The sequence below is a fragment of the Bradyrhizobium sp. genome (genome assembly GCF_004799445.1).
GTDB lineage: Bacteria > Pseudomonadota > Alphaproteobacteria > Rhizobiales > Xanthobacteraceae > Bradyrhizobium.
In genome coordinates, this window is the sequence record NZ_SSNA01000158.1 from 25,168 (window position 1) to 40,542 (window position 15,375).

Annotated in this window: 13 protein-coding genes; 1 reads left to right on the forward strand and 12 read right to left on the reverse strand. The window is 63.5% G+C overall.

Translation table 11 applies throughout. The annotated features are described in order from the left end of the window. Positions 1-5: 5 nt before the first annotated feature. Together E8A46_RS20925 and E8A46_RS20930 are read right to left on the reverse strand one after the other, a co-directional pair. Positions 6-854, reverse strand: a complete 849-nt coding sequence (locus E8A46_RS20925) for a DeoR/GlpR family DNA-binding transcription regulator (protein WP_291565349.1) — start codon at positions 852-854, stop codon at positions 6-8. Positions 855-1,014: 160 nt separating this feature from the next. Continuing rightward, entirely contained in the window at positions 1,015-1,206 is a 192-nt protein-coding gene (locus tag E8A46_RS20930; RefSeq protein WP_291565350.1) for a hypothetical protein, read from the reverse strand. 207 nt (positions 1,207-1,413) lie between these two features. On the opposite strand from E8A46_RS20930, the gene E8A46_RS20935 reads away from it, so the two are divergent. Next, positions 1,414-1,647, forward strand: coding sequence for a hypothetical protein (locus tag E8A46_RS20935; protein ID WP_291565352.1), 234 nt, complete (start codon positions 1,414-1,416; stop codon positions 1,645-1,647). Between the two features lie 33 nt (positions 1,648-1,680). On the opposite strand, the gene E8A46_RS20940 is transcribed toward E8A46_RS20935, so the two are convergent. From E8A46_RS20940 to E8A46_RS20985, 10 genes are all read right to left on the reverse strand, one after another. After that, positions 1,681-3,543 carry an adenylate/guanylate cyclase domain-containing protein gene (locus E8A46_RS20940; RefSeq protein ID WP_291565354.1) on the reverse strand — a complete coding sequence of 621 codons (1,863 nt, stop codon included), beginning with the start codon at positions 3,541-3,543 and terminating at the stop codon, positions 1,681-1,683. An 8-nt stretch (positions 3,544-3,551) separates the two neighbouring features. Beyond that, positions 3,552-4,070, reverse strand: a complete 519-nt coding sequence (locus E8A46_RS20945; protein WP_291565356.1) for a FecR family protein — start codon at positions 4,068-4,070, stop codon at positions 3,552-3,554. 293 nt (positions 4,071-4,363) lie between these two features. Then, positions 4,364-5,188 carry an alpha/beta hydrolase family protein gene (locus E8A46_RS20950; RefSeq protein WP_291565359.1) on the reverse strand — a complete coding sequence of 275 codons (825 nt, stop codon included), beginning with the start codon at positions 5,186-5,188 and terminating at the stop codon, positions 4,364-4,366. 72 nt (positions 5,189-5,260) lie between these two features. Continuing rightward, positions 5,261-5,695: an acyl-CoA thioesterase gene (locus E8A46_RS20955; protein WP_291565360.1), complete on the reverse strand. Its 435-nt coding sequence runs from the start codon at positions 5,693-5,695 to the stop codon at positions 5,261-5,263. Positions 5,696-5,728: 33 nt separating this feature from the next. After that, a complete protein-coding gene (locus tag E8A46_RS20960; protein WP_291565362.1) occupies positions 5,729-7,825 on the reverse strand; it encodes a 3-hydroxyacyl-CoA dehydrogenase NAD-binding domain-containing protein in 2,097 nt (698 codons plus the stop codon). A gap of 8 nt (positions 7,826-7,833) precedes the next feature. Then, positions 7,834-9,117: an acetyl-CoA C-acetyltransferase gene (locus E8A46_RS20965; RefSeq protein ID WP_291565364.1), complete on the reverse strand. Its 1,284-nt coding sequence runs from the start codon at positions 9,115-9,117 to the stop codon at positions 7,834-7,836. Beyond that, a complete protein-coding gene (locus E8A46_RS20970; RefSeq protein ID WP_291565366.1) occupies positions 9,117-11,387 on the reverse strand; it encodes an acyl-CoA dehydrogenase in 2,271 nt (756 codons plus the stop codon). The genes E8A46_RS20965 and E8A46_RS20970 overlap by 1 nt, the downstream gene beginning before the upstream one ends. 208 nt (positions 11,388-11,595) lie before the next feature. Next, positions 11,596-12,228, reverse strand: a complete 633-nt coding sequence (locus tag E8A46_RS20975) for a flavin reductase family protein (protein WP_291565368.1) — start codon at positions 12,226-12,228, stop codon at positions 11,596-11,598. A gap of 162 nt (positions 12,229-12,390) precedes the next feature. After that, on the reverse strand, positions 12,391-13,005 hold the full coding sequence (locus E8A46_RS20980; protein ID WP_291565370.1) for a TetR family transcriptional regulator: 615 nt from the start codon (positions 13,003-13,005) through the stop codon (positions 12,391-12,393). An 87-nt stretch (positions 13,006-13,092) separates the two neighbouring features. Continuing rightward, on the reverse strand, positions 13,093-15,375 hold a 2,283-nt coding region (locus E8A46_RS20985), incomplete at its 5' end, for an efflux RND transporter permease subunit (RefSeq protein ID WP_291565373.1).

Consider the following 15,375-nt stretch of genomic DNA (forward strand, 5'->3'; position numbering starts at 1 on the left):
TGAGGCTATCGCAATCGGACCAGGGACGACGGAGCGCTTGTCGCGTCGGGGGCTTCGCTATCAGGCGTATCGGAATCATCGCCCGCATGGGGCATCGCCTCGATCACCTGGATGCCTCTGCTGTGGCAGATATTGGCAAGCCCGGCCGGCAGCGCGGCGTCGGTGACGAAGGTCTGGATCTGGCTGATATCGGCGATACGCACCGGTGCACTGCGCGTGAATTTCGTTGAATCGGCCACCAGCATCACGCTGCGCGCGTTGGCGATGATGGCTTGGGCGGCCTGCACCTCGCGATAATCGAAATCGAGCAGCGCCCCCTCTTCGTCGATCGCGGAAGCGCCGATGATGGCGAAGTCGACCTTGAACTGGCCGATCAGGCCGATCGCGGTCGAGCCGATCACCGCGCCGTCGGCGCGGCGCACCGCGCCACCGGCCACGATCACCTCGATACGCGGGTGCCGGTATAGCAGCATCGCGACGTTGAGGTTGTTGGTGATGACCAGCAGATCCTCATGCGAAGTCAGCGCGCTGGCGACCTCTTCGGTGGTGGTGCCGATGTTGATGAACAGCGAGCAGCCGTTCGGGATCAGCGCCGCGGCCGCAGCCCCAATCGCCTTCTTTTCCTCGGCGGCGACGAAACGGCGCGCCTCATAGGCGAGGTTCTCGACGCCGGAAGCAATGATGGCGCCGCCATGAATCCGCGTCAGCGAGCGGTGATCGCAGAGATCGTTGAGATCCTTGCGGATGGTCTGGGCCGAAACCTCGAAACGCCGGGCCAGATCCTCCACCATCACGCGGCCATGGGCGCGGGCGATATTGAGGATTTCAGTTTGGCGGTGAGAAAGGACGGTCACAGCGCACCTTGAGGAGACGAGGCTGTCCCATGGTGCGGCCGTTCCGTCGTCCGGTCAACGCGGCAGATTTGCCTGCCCGGCACCGTTCCACTCGAAAGCCGTTTTACGGTTAAGGCCAGCGCCCGGCATCGCGATGGCGGCGTCGCGCGGGTGACGGGCCTTATGTGACCAGCGTCAATCCGCCGTTTGCAAGCCGGATCGCGGCCCGCTCGGCCTCGCGGGCGTTGCGAAACAGCTCACCTTCTATCCGGTTGAAGCGGTGCGAGGCGGCGAAAAACCGGTAGCCGCCGGTATCGCGCACGACGATTCCCGCCGCCTGCGAGCCGACTTCGATGATGTAAGTGTCTGACATTTCCCATCCCGCGCCTCTCGCTTTCCGAGGGCGCGCATACAACGGCGCCGGTGGGAAAAGGTTCCGCGCTGCCGGCAGCCGGCTTCGCCACCCACACAATCGGCAACAATCACAAATCTGCGACTGCCCGGGAATGTTTGTTGGGGCGCGGTGTGACATCAGATGGGCATCGCCACAGGATTGCCCTAACCACATCGGGAGAGGCGCATGAGAAAATTCGCGATAGGGCTTTTGACACTGGCCGTCTATGCGACGTCGCTGGTGGCGGTTCCCATGGTCACACCAGCCAGGGCGGCGGCGGACAGCAGCAAGCAAATGAAGAAGCACAAGAAGATCCACAGAAGCCCCGGGATCGCCAATGCCAGGTCACCCGCGGCCAACCCGTTTCCGCCGATGGACGAGGATCCCGATCGAAAGGCTGGCGGTGGCGGCGGCTATTGAGCCCGAGCTGCGAATGTTGGGTCTCGCGCGCTGCTAAGCCACGCTGTGCCAAAGCCAGATCGTGAGCAAGCCCGAACGGCCCCGAATCCGGGTTTCGCTCGGCCCGACCAAAACACCGGATTGAAACAAGGCGCAGTCCCGGCCAGCCGCACGGAGCAATTCGTCGCTTAGCGCAAGCTTCGCGCCATGGCTGGCCGCTACTTCCATCAGGCGGCTCGCCACGTTGACGGTGTCGCCGGTCGCCGTGATGTGCTGGTAGCTTCCGCCGCCAAGCCTGGAGGCAACGATTGCCCCAAAGTGCGCGCCGACTTTGAATCCAAGTCTTGACGCTGTCGACGGCGGCAGCGAGGCCAGCCACCGCTCGCTGCTGGTGCAAAGCCCAAGAGCGCAATCCGCCGCCCGCGATGCATCTTCCGTCGCTGCCACCGGCAGGCCGAACAGAATCATGGCGCCATCACCCAGGAAACTGGTGATCATGCCGCCGCAGGCGACCGCTTCCTTGTCGACCAGGGCGTGAAAATCCTTCAACAGCTCACGTATGCTGTCCGGTCCAAGCTCTTCGCTCAGGGATGTAAATCCGGACAGATCGATAAAGACGACTGCCGCATTTTGGCGGACAGGTTCAGCAAGAAAATTCGGATCCCGGGTCAGCCATTGCTGCATGGCCGGCGCCTGAAACTGTTCGAGCAACCCGCTCCTCATGGCGAAATACTGCGCCCGCCGCCCGCCCGACCACAGTTGAAAGGCTCCGAACAAAACCACCGGCGGCGCCGCGGCGGCGACCGGCACGGCCGCGCTCAACCATATTCCCGACGAGAACGCCAGGAAGATCGTCACCGTCCAGATCACGACGACGGCCGCAGCCGCAACAAGGCCCACCGCACTTCGGCGCCACGCCAGCAGACCCACGAGAACTGCCGGCAGCAAGACCGCAGTCACGCCGTCGGCAATGCGCACGGACTGCCCCCGCAATGCGCCATCCCCGGCCATCAGGTGCGTGATGGCCGTGGAAATGACTTCCACTCCTGGCAATCGCGCCTCGAACGGGCTGGAGAAAAAATCCCCGCCGCCAGTAGCGGTAGCACCGATGACGACGATTCGATCTCGAATAGCGTCGGGAGCAATATCGCCGGCAAGCACCGAGGCCGCGCTGATCGTGAGGATGGTCCGGCGCGGCCCGTAAAACGTGATCGGCAGGGCATGATCGACATCGGTGGTGACCGATCGCTGATCCAGCAGCAGATGGTTCGGCTCGATCACAGGTTCCTTTCCGGTCGCCAGCGCGGCAACACGGAGCGGAAACGACAACTCGACCATGTCGCTGGTTCGAAACAGCATCGGGATCGATCGAGGTGTACCGGATGGATCGGTCGCCACGTTGGCGATGCCAACTTGCGCGCGATCCGCGAATTTCTTCAGCGGCAGCAGAAATCTCTCGGCCCTTGGAAGGCGAGCGAGTGGACCCTGGTCATTTTCGGCAAAAATCGACTGACTGGCTTCCGGGAATACTGCGGCGGCCGCAATTACGGCGGGGCGCGCCGCGAGCGACTTCGCCAGGGCGTCATCGGCATCATCGGCGCCGTTGTCGACCAGGAGGAGATCGACCGCAATGACTTTCGGCTCCAGCCGCGCGATCACCTCCACGATCCTCGCAAGATCAATCCGGGGCAGCGGGTAGACGCCCTTCAGCTTCACGATGGCGTCGTCGATCGCGACAATGGTCACGATATCCGGCGGCACCCTCACGCCGCGAACAAGCGTTCGAAGATCGCTCGTCGTGGATTCGACGCGATCAAGAAATCGCAGGTGACCCCGATCGTGTTCGAAATAGATACCGAATCCCCAGATCGCCGCCAAAGCGACAGCGAATATGGCCTGGAGATAGCGACCGCTCATTCGTGGGCTTACTGTCCGAGACGCGCCATCAAGGCAGACACCCGCGGTGAAGGCCAACGCTTCACCGTCAAGGGGCCGGCATCTTCAACATCAACACCTTCGCCGGCTCCCAGGGTCACGCCATGACCGCCCGCGCGTCGTCCAACGGCGACCCGCCCGTCGACGACAAAGACGGACGTCTTGTTTTCGGCGGCATCAACCGCCCATTTCGTGCCGCGCACCGCAGCGATCGCCTGAGGTGTAATGACCTCAAACTTATTTCCACCCGGTTTTTTCGGAACCTCGACCAGCACGGCCCCACCGGTCAGTTCGACCGCATCCACGCGGCCTTTGCCGTTGCGATCCCGCAGCGTATATCGGGCGCCATTTTCGGCGATGATGGTCACCCCGCCCTCGCAATGCAATGTTTGCGCGACAATCGAATTTTCCGACGAGCATCCCTTGTTGGCGGGTTGCGCCGCGGCGATCTCGATTGAGGTAAGCGCGCATGCGAGCAGAACACATCCCGCCTGGAATACCGCTTTCATGACAAAGCCTCCCTACTCTCGCTTGATGAAACATGGGATCACGAGACCCATTTTGCAACGTTGCCGGGCCTAGGGGAACGGAAAGCATCACGGGCGATGCGGCGGAGCAGCGCAGAAGACAAAAGCGATGATGATCGTCATGCCGAAATCGGCGGCGGGTCCTGCTTGATGCGCGAATGCATATCTTGCGCGCTGCTAGAGCCCCGTTTCGCTTGAATTGAAACGGGGCTCCAGATTCTTGATTTGACGCATTTTCTTGACGTGAACCGGTCGGCACTTCGCTTGAAAACGCGTTAAGCCACCTCGATCAGGATTTCGACCAACCGGTCGGGCATGTCGACCATGACGTCGTGGCCCGACGATACCTCATAGGTCTTCCAGCCTGGCGCGGTTTTCAACCTTGCCAGGGTCTGATCGAACACCGGACTGTCGAAGCCCGAGGCCCGGATGTAGGTCTTGCGGGCAATCTTCTCGCGGGCTGCGGCGCCGGTGATCTTCTCGACCACCGCGGCAAGCGGGTGGGCCGTGCATTTGGCATCCACCCAGGCCCGGTCCTTCTCGTTGACCTTGAACGCCGCGGCCGGAACCGGCTTCGCCACCAGATCACCACGGGCCACCGCATCCTCGAGCGCCTTCCTGGGGCCGGGATTGGCGAGCGATATCAGGTTATCGCCGGGCTGCGGAACGAAGGCGTCGAGATAGACGATGGAGGCTACGGATGGGCCGATCTGCTCGGCGGCCTCAGTGATCACGAACCCCGCGGATGAGTGGCCGACCAGGACGACGTCCTTCAAGTCCTCCCATTTCACCAGATTGACGACGTCGCTGACATGGGTGGTCAGATTGACATCCCTGGTCAGGAGATGTGAGCGGTCGGCCAATCCGGTCAATGACGGCGCATAAACCTTGTGCCCCTTCTTCTCGAGCGCGTCCGCGACCCGGCGCCAACACCAGCCGCCGTGCCAGGTGCCGTGAACCAGCACGAAGGTCTTTTGGACGCCTTGAGCCTGCGCCAACTGTGGCAGGCCGCCTGCCGCTACGGCACCGAACCCGGCTATCGCGCCGAGCGCCGCCCTGCGCGTCGTCTGCGTGGCTGTTCTTGAATCTTGCTTTGACATCGGGGATCTCCTCGGCTCGAGCCGTTTCCTCAGGGCAGCACAGGCCGTGATGGCCGGCCGCGACAAATATCGTCACGCCGAAATCGGCGGCGGGTCCTGCTTGATTGCTTGCGGATGTCCCTGCTCGTCGATCGAGACATAGGTAAAATTGCCGTCGGTCACCAGGATCGACTGCATCTCCTTGCGGCGCAGGACCCAGGCCTCGATATGGACGGTGATCGATGTCCTGCCGATCTTGACCAGGTTGGCGTGCACGGAAACGAGATCGCCGACATAGACCGGCTTGCGGAAATTCATTGCCTCGATCGCTACCGTCACGGTGCGCGATTTGGCGAGCTTGGAGGCGCAGACGCCGCCGCCGATGTCCATCTGGCTCAGCAGCCAGCCGCCGAAAATGTCGCCGTTCTGGTTGGTGTCGGCCGGCATCGCCAGCGTGCGGGTGCAGAGATCTCCGCAGGGTTCGGTTTCCGCGAGCGGCGGGGTGTGAACGGCCTGGGTGTCGGTCATGTCCTGAAAAGTCCCCGTCGAATCGATGCGGTGCTACTTGAAACTATCCCAGCCGGCATCCGGCGTGAACCGGCCGCCGAACTTGGTAGCGAGCGCGCGCAACGTCGCCACCACATCCTCCGCACCCCGGCTTCGCGCGTAGTTCAGCGGACCGCCGCGGAACGGCGCATAGCCGGTGCCGAAGATCATCGCGCCGTCGACCATGTCGGGATTGTCGACGATGCCCTCGCGCAGGCACTCGACGCAGACATTCGACATCGGCAGCACCAGCCGGTCGATCATTTGCGGCGTCGGCTGCGCTGCGACCGACGAAGCCGGCGCCTTGTCGGCCTTGCCGTCCTTCCAGACATAGAACCCCTTGCCGGTCTTGCGGCCGAGCTCGCCCTTTGCCACTTTCTCACGCAGCCAGGCCGGCGTCGGCGGCAGCAGATCACCGAATTTCGAGCGCAGCATGTCGCCGACGGCAAGGCAGATATCGAGGCCGACCTGATCGGCAAGCTCGATCGGACCCATCGGCATGCCGAATTTTTCCGCCGCCGCGTCGATGGTGGCCTTGTCGATGTTCTCGTCCAGCATCACCATCGCTTCCAACATGTAGGGCGTCAGCGCGCGGTTGACGACAAAGCCCGGCGAACTCTTGACCGGCAGCGGCAGGCGGTCGATGGCGCCGACAAAGGCCAGCGCCTGCTTCAGCAGTTGCGGATCGCTGCCGTCATGGCTGACGACCTCGACCAGTTGCAGCCGCGAGACCGGATTGAAGAAGTGCAGTCCGACCAGCCGCTCCGGCGCCTTCAATGTCGCCCGCAAGTCCTGCAGCGGAATGCTCGAGGTGTTGGTGGCGAGGATCGCGCCTGCCTTCATCTTCGGCTCGAGGCCGGCATAGACCTTCTGCTTCAGCTCGAGTTTTTCCGGCACCGCTTCGATGATCAGATCGGCGGTGCGGACGCCCTCGCCTTCGAGATCGGGCATCAGCCGGTCCAGCGCGTCACGGATATCGGTGCGCTTGCGCATGATCTTGCCGAACAGATCGGCGGCGCGCTTCACGGCGCCCGCGATCGGCTCGGGCTTCATGTCGGCGAGCGTTACCTTGAGCCCCTGATTGGCGCACCAGGCCGCGATGTCGCCGCCCATCGCGCCGGCGCCGATGACGTGAACGTGGCTGATCGTGTTGCCGCTGCCGGCAAGCTTCTTCATCTGCTCGCGCAGGAAGAACACCCGGATCAGGTTTTGCGCGGTCGGCGTCACCATCAGATGGGCGAACGAGCTCTTTTCGGCGGCCAGCATCGCGGCCTTGTCGCCGCCGTGCTTTTCCCAGAGATCGATCAGGCCGAAAGGCGCGGGATAATGCTCGGGCGACGCCGCCTTGGCGGCTTCACTGCGCATCCGCGAGGCGAGAAAACCTCTTGCCGGGCCTGAATTCAGGACGGTGTTGAGAAGTCCGGGGCGGGCGCGTTTCAGGTGGCCGAACACCGCGTCCTTGACGGCATTGCGAACATGCCGCTCCTGCGTCACGGCATCGACCAGCCCGAGCGATTTCGCCCGCCGAGCGTCGATGGTCTTGCCGGTCAGCATCAAGGTCATCGCCTGCATCGGATTGACCAGATGGGTGAAGCGCGCGGTGCCGCCGAGACCGGGGTGCAGGCCAAGCATTACTTCGGGAAAGCCAAAGCGCGCGCCGTCGATCGCAATCCGCGACTGACAGGCCAGTGCCACTTCCAGCCCGCCGCCGAGGCAAAAGCCGTGGATCACGGCCACGCTCGGAACCTTCAAGGCTTCGAGGCGGTCGATCACCGCGTGCGCCCGGCCGATGGCGGTCTCAACCGGGTGCGGATCGGCGGCGCCGCGGAATTCGTTGACGTCGGCGCCGGCGATGAAGCCGGAGGTCTTCGCCGAGCGAATAACCAGTCCGGTGGGCCGCTCGCTTTCCAGCGCCGCGAGCACGGTGTCGAGTTCCGCGATCACGTCGGCCGACAGCGTGTTGGCACTGGTCCCGGCGCGATCGAACAATAGCCAGGCGATGCCGTCGGCATCCCGCGTCAGCTTGAAATTCCGATAGGGACCGTTCGCATCCGGCTGCGGCCCGAGCTCGAGCACCCGATCTTTGAGGACGTCCATGATTCTGCTGTCCATGGCGTTCCCTATACCGTCTCGATCAACATCGCGCCGCCCAGCCCGCCGCCGATGCATTCGGTGGCGATGCCGCGTTTGGTGCCGAGCCGCTTCATCGCGTTTACCAGATGCAGCACGATGCGGTTGCCGCTGCAGCCGACGGGATGGCCGAGGCTGATGGCGCCGCCATCGACATTCAGTTTCGCGCGGTCGATCTGCCCCGCGGCCCCATCAAGGCCCAAGATCTCGCGGCAGAACTTTTCGTCGTCCCACGCCGCGAGACATCCCAGCACCTGGGTGGCGAACGCTTCGTTCAATTCCCAGGTCTCGATGTCGCCGAGCGACAATTTGTTGCGCTTCAAAAGTTCGGTCGCCGACAGCACCGGGCCGAGCCCCATGATCGAGGGATCGAGCGCCGACCACTGGCTGTCGACGATGACGGCTTTCGGTGTCAGGCCATGCTTTTTGACCGCATCTTCCGAAGCCAGGATGGTCCAGCATGCGCCGTCGGTGATCTGCGAGGAGTTGCCGGCGGTGACCTGGCCCCAGGGCCGCTCGAACACCGGCTTCAATCCCGCCAGTTTCTCCGGCGTGGAATCCGGCCGCACGCCATCATCGTGATCGTAGAATTGGCCGTCGCGGGCGAACGCGGTCTCGACCTCGCCTTTGAGAAAGCCTTGCGCTTGCGCATTCGCCAGCCGCTTGTGGCTTTCGGCGGCATAGGCGTCGGACTGCGCGCGCGTGATGCCGAAGAGATGACCGACCACCTCGGCGGTCTGACCCATGTTGAGCTCGGTGATCGGGTCGGTCAGGCCGCGCTCCAGGCCGATGATCGGCTTGAAATAGGCCGGACGCGCCTTGGCGATCGCGGCCAACTTGGCGAGAACGCCCTTGGCGCCGGCTAACCTCGCGAACCAGCGCACCCCCTGCTGCGGCCACACCAAGGGCGCATAGCTCAAGGCTTCCGCGCCGCCTGCCAAAATCAGATCGGAATTACCCTCGCGGATATAGCGATACCCGGTGTCGATCGACTGCATGCCGGAGCCGCAATTGATCTGCACCGTGAACGCCACCATCGCTTCGCTCATGCCGAGCCGAAGGGCCGCGACCCGGGCCGGGTTCATCTCGTCGGCAATGACATTGACGCAGCCGAGGATGACCTGATCGAACGCCGTCGGCGCGAAGGGTTGCCGGGCGAGCAGTGGCCGGCCGCACTGGACGGCGAGGTCGACCGGCGTGAAAGGTCCCGGCCCGCTGCGCGCCTTGAGGAACGGCGTCCGGCTGCCGTCGATAATAAAGACCGGTCGCGTCATCAGCTCGCCACCCTGGTATCACCGAGCTCCTGAAAGAACTGGTGCACGTCGGCCGGCTTCTTGTAGATCGGCGACAGCGCCTCCGGTGCGAAATCATCGACCTCGATCACCTTTGCGGCGGCTTCGTGGGCCGCGGCGAGCTGGTCGGCCTCCGCCTGGGTAATGACGCCTTTGGTCACCGCTTCCTTCAGGTCGTGAAGACGCGCGGCATGCATTCGCTTGGCGATATCCTCAGCGGCGGTGACGAGCAGGAAGGCCTTCTCCAGCCGCGCGACGCCGCGGTCATCCTCGACATGCGACAGATCCGCGGTCAGCCGATCACGCGCCGCCGACGGCTCCAGCACCAGCTGCGCGCATTGATGCACCACAAGGTCCGACGGGCCGAGCACGCGGGCACCGAACGGCTGGATCAGGAACTTGAGGACGACGGCGACGAACCTGTTCGGCAAATTCGCCAGGATTTCCGCGAAACGATTCTCGATGGTGCGGAAGCCGCTTTCCATGCACCATTCAAGCGCGGCAAAGTCGGCCGCCTGGCGTCCCTCGTCCTGCCAGCGCTTGAGCACGGCCGAGAGCAGATACAATTCGGACAGGATGTCGCCGAACCGCGCCGAGAGCATTTCCTTGCGCTTGAGCGCGCCGCCCAGCGTCAACAGCGCCATGTCGGCGCACAGCGCGAAGGCCGACGAGTAACGCGAGAGCTGGCGGTAAAATCCGCTCGCCTCGCCGGCGTCCGGCGCCGGCGCGAACATTCCAAAGGTCCAGCTGCGACCCCAGGCTCGGAACATGGTCGTAAAACTGTGGCCGACATGCTTCCAGAATGCCGTGTCGAAATCGTCCAGCCCCTTGGCGCGGTCCTGCTCGCCAAGCGCGTTCATTTCCAGCAACAAATAAGGATGCGCGCGGATCGCGCCCTGCCCGAACACGATCAGATTGCGGGTCAGGATATTGGCGCCCTCGACCGTGATGCCGACCGGCACCGAGCGATAAAGATTTCCCAGGTAATTCTGCGGACCGTCGATCACGGCCTTGCCGCCGTGGATATCCATCGCGTCGTCGATCGCGATCCGCATCCGCTCGGTGGCCTGCAGCTTCATGATCCCGGAAATCACCGCCGGATGATGACCCTGATTGAGCGCGGCACAGGTCAGCCGCCGCGCCGCATCGAGCAGATAGGCGGTGCCGGCGATGCGGGCGAGCGGCTCCTCGATGCCTTCGAATTTGCCGATGGAGATGCCGAACTGCTCGCGAATCCGCGCATAGGCGCCGGTGGTTCGCGCCGCATAGGCCGCACCCGCCGCCGACAGCGACGGCAGCGAGATGCCGCGTCCGGCGGCGAGCGCCGTCATCAGCATCTTCCAGCCCTGGCCGAGACGTTCTTGCCCGCCGATGATGTAATCCATCGGAATGAAGACGTCCTTGCCCCAGTTCGGACCGTTCTGGAACACCTGCATCGCCGGCAGGTGACGCTGCCCAATCGAAACGCCGGGAAGATGGGTCGGAATCAGCGCCACGGTGATGCCGAGGTCGTCCGCGGTCCCGACCAGATGATCCGGATCATAGGCCTTGAAGGCCAGCCCCAACAGCGTCGCGACCGGACCCAGCGTAATGTAACGCTTGTGCCAGTTGAGGCGCAGTCCCAGCACTTCGCGGCCCTCGAACGTGCCCTTGCAGATCACGCCGCTATCGATCATCGACGCGGCATCGGAGCCGGCCTCCGGGCTGGTCAGTCCGAAGCAGGGAATGTCGCGGCCATCGGCCAGGCGCGGCAGCCATTGCTGCTGCTGCTCCTTGGTGCCAAAGCGCATCAACAGTTCGCCCGGCCCCAGCGAGTTCGGCACCATCACGGTGACGGCGGCGGTCAGCGAACGCGACGAAAGCTTGCGCACCACTTCCGAATGCGCGTAGGGCGAGAAGCCGAGCCCGCCATGTTCCTTCGGGATAATCATGCCGAAGAATTTGTTGCGCTTGATGAAGGCCCAGACCTCGGCCGGCAGGTCGCGCCATTCCCAGTTGATCTTCCAGTCGTCGAGCATCGCGCAGAGCTCGTCGACCGGGCCGTTGAGGAAGGCTTTCTCCTCGGCCGTCAGCGTCGCCGGCGCCGTGGCGAGCAGTTTCGACCAGTCGGGATTGCCGGTGAAGAGGTCGGCGTCCCACCAGACATCGCCGGCCTCCAGCGCCTCGCGCTCAGTGTCCGACATCGCCGGCAACACGCCGCGGGCCCAGGAAAAGATTGGCTTGGTGATGAAGTCGCGGCGGAAGGAGCTCATGGGCTGTGTCCTTAAGGGTCGGCGCAGCGGCGCGATGCGGCAACTACACTTATGCCAACGGGCGACTCACTCTAGCGAAATGCGTGAGCTTTGGTTGATACTTCGCCCTTGAATAAAATGAAATTGATGCCGGCACGGGTCGGGTGGATAACGGCGGGCGGCCGCAACAGTTCCGAAACGCGATCAGTCACTTAGCGTCAATACGGCTTTAATCCGGCCGCGGCATCTCGAACATGGCATCCTGCCTGATTTCAAAATAGTCGCCCTTGCGGCCGGCACGCACGATGGGCCGCGCCAGCGCGGTCTGATAGACGCCGTCCTTGATGAGGGCCTTGTCGATGTGGACGGCGACGACCTCGCCGAGCACGAGCCAGGCCTGCGCCTTCCTGCCGTCGGCACCCTGCAACTGAACGATCTGCGACAATTTGCATTCAAACGACACCGGGCTTTCCGCAACCCGGGGCACGCCGACGAGCTTGCAGGGCGCCTCCGTCAGCCGGGCGATTTCAAATTCGCTGACGTCTTGGGGGACATGCGCGGCGGTCAGGTTCATCTGCTTCGCCAGATCCCGGGTCGCGAGATTCCAGACGAATTCCCCGGTCTCCTCGATATTGCCGACGCTGTCCTTCCAGGCGGTCGATGAAAATCCGATGATCGGAGGCGTGTAGCAGAACCCGTTGAAGAAGCTGTAGGGCGCGAGATTGACGTGGCCCCTGGTGTCGCGCGACGAGATCCAGCCGATCGGGCGCGGGGCAATGATGGCATTGAACGGGTCGTGCCTGAGGCCATGGCCATTGCGCGGCTCGTAATAATGCAGGTCTTTCGGGCTTGATGCGTCCACGGTCGTATCTTTCTTCAGGTTTGGCCGTCATTGCGAGGAGGCAACGGGTCGCGCGAATGCGCGCCCGATGACAGGCTCCGCGACGAAGCAATCCATACGCGCGTTAGGTGCTCCATGGATTGCTTCGCTCCGCTCGCAATGACGGGATAGATTCTCTCGTTTTCAACTTTTCGCGGTATCAACGTGCGGCGCCAGCCCGGCGAGAACGAAATCGATCATCTGGTCGATCGATGGTCCCGGCTTGTTCATGGATTGCGCAATCATCTGGGGATGGAAGAACCTGACCATCGCCGTGCAGGTGCACAACGCCGCCAGCAGCACGTCTTTCTTCTCGAATTCACCCGACGCCATCCCCTGCCCGATCACCGCACCAATGCTCTCGGTGACGCGCTGGATGTGGGCCACGCAGACCTCCCAGCTTTCCTCCATCGCGATCTCGACCATCTCATGGAGCTTGGAATCACCGACATAGCGCTCCCGGTTCATGCGATGAACGGTGGTCAGCAGCTCGCGCAGGCGGGGCGCCGCCGGACCCGGCGCGTTGGCGATCCGCTGCGCCTCGATCTCGACCTCGCCCATCAGGCTGCGGGCGACGCTTTCGTGGATCGCCTTCTTCGAATCGAAGAAGCGGTAGACGTTGGCCGGGCTCATGTGCAGTTCTTTGGCGATGTCGGCGACCGTGGTCTTCTGGTAACCGATCTGGCGAAACAGACGCTCCGCCACCACGAGAATGCGTTCCCTTGTATCCGGCTCGATATGTTCGGCGATCAGCGTCATTTCGGCACTCGATTCAGTCTATTCGGTTCTTTGTTTCAGCATGACCTTTTCAGGAAAAAGGTACCCGGATCATGCTGCAATGTTCAATTATTCCGCCGCCGCAGCAAGCGGAAATGCGGGTTCGGCGATGCCTGGATGTTGCGGCGCAAGGCCCACATGTTGGCTGCCGCCGCTTTCTTCAAGGCTGTTGCGGAACCAAAGCGCATAGAGGCCCGGCAGGTACAGCAGGGTGAGGAAGGTGGCGACAAACAGGCCGCCCATGATGGTGATCGCCATCGGGCCCCAGAACGCCGAGCGCGACAGCGGTATCATCGCCAGGATGGCCGCGAGCGCCGTCAGCACCACCGGGCGGGCCCGCCGGACGGTGGCTTCCACGATGGCTTCCTTCCGCGTCAGGCCGTGGGCGACGTCGGTCTCGATCTGGTCGACCAAAATCACCGCATTGCGCATGATCATGCCGGCCAGTGCGATCAACCCGAGCAGCGCCACGAAGCCGAACGGCTGGTTCGCGACGTTCAGCCCGAGCGAGGCGCCGACGATGCCGAGCGGCGCGGTGAGGAACACCAGGATCAGCCGCGAAAAACTCTGCAGCTGGATCATCAGCAGGGTCAGCATCACGATCACCATCAGCGGAAACAGCACGAAGATCGAGGCGTTGCCCTTGGCGGATTCCTCGAACGCACCGCCCGGCTCGATCCGGTAGGCCGGCGGCAGGCTGTCGCGGATCTCCTGCAGTTTGGGCCAGATCTGGTTGGTCACGTCAGGGGCCTGCACGCCGTCAGCGACGTCGGCGCGCACCGTGATCGCCATGTCGCGGTTGCGCCGCCAGATGATCGGCTCCTCATGGGCGTATTCGATCCTGGCGATCTGCTGCAGCGGCACCGCCACGCCGTTGCGCGACGTCACGGTGAGGTCGCCGACATGGCCGAGATCGAGCCGCTCGGACGGCACCGCGCGAGCCACCACATCGACCTTCTCGATGCCGTCGCGCATGGTCGTCACCGGCACGCCCGAGATCAGCATGCTCAGCGCCTGCGAGACGTCCTGCGGGGTGAGGCCGAGCGCGCGGGCGCGGTCCTGGTCGACCACGAGCTTGAGGTAGGGCGACTGCTCGTTCCAGTCGAGCTGCGGATCCCTGATGCTTTCATTCTGCCTGACGACGTCGCGCACCTTGTAGGCGATGTCGCGGACGGTCTGGGCATCCGGGCCGATCACGCGAAACTGGACCGGAAAGCCGACCGGCGGTCCGAAGTTGAAGCGATCGACGCGCACGCGCGCCTCGGTCAATGTCCCGCCTTCGACCTCCTTCTCGATGCGCGCCTTGATCCGCTCGCGCGCCGCCACGTTCTTGGCGACGATCACGATCTCGGCGAAGGCCTCGTTCGGCAGCTGCGGGTTGAGCCCGAGCCAGAAGCGCGGCGAGCCCTGGCCGACATAGGAGGTGTAGGTCGCGATGTCCTGGTCGTCTTTCAGCAGCGCTTCCGCCTTCTTGACGGACTTTTCGGTGACGTTGAACGCGGTGCCTTCGGGCAGTCGCAGCTGCAGGAACAATTCAGGCCGCTCCGACAGCGGGAAGAACTGCTGCTGGACGTGGCCGAACGCCACGATCGAGAGCGCGAAGACGCCGACGGTCGCCAGCACCACCTTGATGCGGTGGTTGACGCACCATTGAATCATGCCGCGCAGGATCCGGTAGACGCGGGTTTCGTACACCGCATGCGGATCGTGGTTGTGGCTGACCGTGATGTTCGGCAACAGCTTGACGCCGATATAGGGCGTGAAGATCACCGCCACGAACCAGGACGCGACTAGCGCGATCGCCACGATCCAGAAGATGCCGCCGGCATATTCGCCGACGGCCGAATTAGCAAAGCCGATCGGCAGGAAACCGGCCGCGGTGACCAGCGTTCCCGTCAGCATCGGAAACGCGGTGGATTCCCAGGCAAACGACGCCGCGCGGACGCGGTCCCAGCCCTGCTCCATCTTCACCACCATCATCTCGACCGCGATGATGGCGTCGTCGACCAATAGCCCGAGCGCGATGATCAGGGCGCCGAGCGTAATGCGGTGCAGATCGAGCGACATCGCATTCATGACGATAAAGACGATCGCCAGCACCAGCGGCACCGACAGCGCCACCACGATGCCGGTGCGCCAGCCCAGCGCGACAAAGGAGACGAACAGCACGATCGCGAGCGCCTCAATGAAGGAGTGAACGAATTCGGAGACCGCGTGCTCGACGACCTCCGGCTGGTCGGCGATGCGGTCGACATTGATGCCCAGCGGCACCGCCTTCATGAATTCCGCGGTGGCGGCGGCCACGTCCTTGCCGAGCTCCAGAATGTTGGCGCCCTTGGCCGTGACGACGCC